The 3,511-nt window shown below is 53.2% G+C and carries 1 protein-coding gene; it reads right to left on the minus strand.

The features are described 5' to 3' along the window. Window positions 1–387: 387 nt before the first annotated feature. A complete protein-coding gene (locus ACLW56_RS24880) occupies window positions 388–3,453 on the minus strand; it encodes a beta strand repeat-containing protein (RefSeq protein ID WP_330986280.1) in 3,066 nt (1,021 codons plus the stop codon). Between the last annotated feature and the right edge of the window lie 58 nt (window positions 3,454–3,511).

Genomic DNA, 3,511 nt, shown 5'->3' on the forward strand with positions numbered 1-3,511 from the left:
TCTGCAGGCTCTCAGGATTCATGATGGGCTCTCTGTAATCAGGTTAATGATGAAGGCAGGAGCAGCATAGGCACGGCGGGGCTGTCGCATTGTCCCAAATGCACCCCGGCAGTGGGTGTTTTTTGCCCGATAACACAGAGATAAGCGAAGTGCTAAATGCCGCCGTTAGCCTCGTTCTGGTCACTTAGAATTTTGCCGCTGAAGTATTACATTTGGCCTGGTTATGAAGGTATACCCAGCCAGGCTGAGCTGTGTCCCATTGCTTCCCGGTAGTACAGAACCGTGCGTAGCGATTTTTTCAGGAGTGGAGTCCAATAAAAAGACCGACTACGGGAGCCGGTCCGGGGTTAATGATCAGTTTCTGGATATTATTGTAACGCTACAAACTTAACCTAAAGCAGGAATGAAAATATCAGGACATGCAGTCCATGGTCCTAATCCTGCATTTGGTTGATATTCACACGTTATATATCCTCCCTGCCAGCTTCCTCCATCGAGATAAAGGTTTTCAACAATGATATTGAGTGTGGCAGTCGTATCAGAAGAAGAACCATTCAGTTCTGTAAATGCATCCTGCATGATATATTCGCTGGCCACAGAGTATTTGCTATCATATAGCACTACGTTTGTTGTATCCGTTAAATATACAGTTGTCACCGGACTTCCCGGGTTATTGCCACTGACGGGAGTCGTATAGAATTTAAATACAAAATTTATGCCTCCAGGATAATCATGTGTCGCCAGATCAAAAGCAATAGTACCTGTTGAATTACCAACCCTGACATTTGAAGCTGAAAAGGCAGGAAAGCTTGTTGCTTGCACAATTCCAGCAATATCGATGTTTTTATTGTCACCATTATCAAGCATGGCTGTTACAATAAAATCACCTTCGATGTTTGAAGAAAAACTTGTTTTGGCTTCTCCGTTAGAGCCAGTACTTACACTTTCTGATGAGAGTGTCCCCCCCGTAGAACTCCAGTGGACAACAACATTTGAAGCAGGCTGTCCCTTATCATCTGTTACTGTTGCCGTGATCGTTGCATTATCCTTCCCATCAACGAGAACCTGCGTCTTGTCACTAACGAGAGTTTCAATAAACACCGGGCTGTAGATTGATACTGAGGCTGTGGCTTCAGCTCCATTGTTCAGCCTCGCCGAGATTAAAGCTGTTCCAACGTCTGTTGATGTCAGTTGTACGACGGCTTTTCCTTCCGCATTCGTCACGGAGCTTGATACACTCAATACACCCACTGTGGTACTCCAGTTTACCATCACCTCAGTAACCGGGGCCCCTTGCTCATTTGTGACCGTTGCCGTCAGGGTTGCAACATCGTCCCCACTGTCGGAGATGGAATCTTTATCGCTTACCAGACTATTAATATCGATAGCAGAAACAACGACACTGGTATCCGCTGTATTACCGTTGTCGAGTACAGCAACAACCAGAGCAGTCCCATCATCTGTTGATGTTAATTGCGTAGTGGCTTGTCCTGCGGTATTTGTCACTGATTCAGACTCACTCAGTGTTCCCACAGAAGTACTCCAGCTCACTATTACCCCTTCTACAACAACCCCGTTTGCATCTACTACCGTTGCTGTCAGCGTCGCCGCATCAGTACCATCGTTAACGATGCTGTCCTTGTCACTGGTCAGGCTCTGAATGATATAACTGACAGACCTGTCTTCCACGATGATGCCGATCGTTTTAGTGCTGCCGTTATCCAGAGAAGCCGTCACCTGCGTCGTGCCGGTATCCCCGCTGTCCGTCAGGGTGGAGGTTGCCTTTCCGTCAGCCCCCGTCACCGATGTCGCCGGGGTCACTGAGCCCAGGGTTGTACTCCAGTAAACCGTCGCGCCGGCCACCATGTTTCCACTACCGTCATGAACGGTCGCCGTCAGCGCCGCCGCATCAGTACCATCATTAAAGATGCTGTCCTTGTCACTGGTCAGGCTCTGAATGATATAACTGACAGACCTGTCTTCCACGGTGATGCCGATCGTTTTAGTGCTGCCGTTATCCAGAGAAGCCGTCACCTGCGTCGTGCCGGTATCCCCGCTGTCCGTCAGGATGGAGGTTGCTTTTCCGTCAGCCCCCGTCACCGATGTCGCCGGGGTCACTGAGCCCAGGGTTGTACTCCAGTAAACCGTCGCGCCGGTCACTATGCTTCCACCATCGTCATAGACGATCGCCGTCAGCGTCGCCGCATCAGTACCATCGTTAACGATGTTGTCCTTGTCACTGGTCAGGCTCTGAATGATATAACCGACAGACCTGTCTTCCACGGTGATGCCGATCGTTTTAGTGCTGCCGTTATCCAGAGAAGCCGTCACCTGCGTCGTGCCGGTATCCCCGCTGTCCGTCAGGGTGGAGGTTGCCTTTCCGTCAGCCCCCGTCACCGATGTCGCCGGGGTCACTGAGCCCAGGGTTGTACTCCAGTAAACCGTCGCGCCGGTCACTATGCTTCCACCATCGTCATAGACGATCGCCGTCAGCGTCGCCGCATCAGTACCATCATTAACGATGCTGTCCTTGTCACTGGTCAGGCTATGGACCACATAGTTGACCGATTTATCCTCCACGGTAATGGTCAGTGTGGCGCGGCTGCCATTATCCAGCTGTGCCGTTACGGTGGCAGTCCCTTCCTGGTCAGCCGTCAGCTGAGTGCTCGCCTGGCCACTGGCGTTGGTTACCGACGACAGTGATGTTAACGTCCCCAGTGTGGTGCTCCAGCTGACGGCCACGCCTTCCATAACATTCCCCTGACCATCCAGCACCAGAGCGGTCAGGGTGGCCACGTCCTTGCCGGTATCAACAATGCTGTTTTTATCTGATGTGACACTGTCAATATATGCCGCTGACGGGAAGGCCCCGGTCAGCAGGGTGGTAAATTCCCCTGCATTCCCGGTTGCCTGCATGCTCAGGAACTGCCAGTCTGCCGGCGCATTGTCATCCAGCGTCAGCAGCGGCTCCTGCCGGCTCTCACTCCAGACCGCCCTCACCGTCGTGCTCACCTGAAAGTCCGCCGTGCCATCCTCATTCAGCACGCCCGCCTGAACGGCCACCGTCGTCACCGGCTGCGTTTTGTCAAACACCACCAGTACGCCTTCTTCCGCCACGCCGTTCACCGTCAGCGACGCCGTTGCATACCCGCTCAGTTGCGGGAAGCGCTGGAACGCACTCATCACCACCCGCTGCGTCGTGTCATCCGGCGTCAGCCGCACCCGCACCACCACGTCATTCTCACCCAGTGCCGTACCCCGGATATACCGGGAGGCCGCCTGATAATCCACGCTCAGGTCCGGAACATCCTCCACGCGGTAGCTGTCACGGTACAGACGGTAATCCGTGCTGATATCACCCGGGTCATACTCCGTATAGCTCAGCAGTCTCAGGCCGTTCATCTTCGCCGACTGCTCTGCCCACTGCCCCAGGGGGGTGCGCAGTGTGGCCACATCATGCTCCGCCAGCACCTGTGCGGTGCCCTGATAGCTGACCTCTTCATACAGGTCC

Origin of the sequence: Pantoea sp. sgz302252, from assembly GCF_047713085.1 — a bacterium.
GTDB lineage: Bacteria > Pseudomonadota > Gammaproteobacteria > Enterobacterales > Enterobacteriaceae > Scandinavium.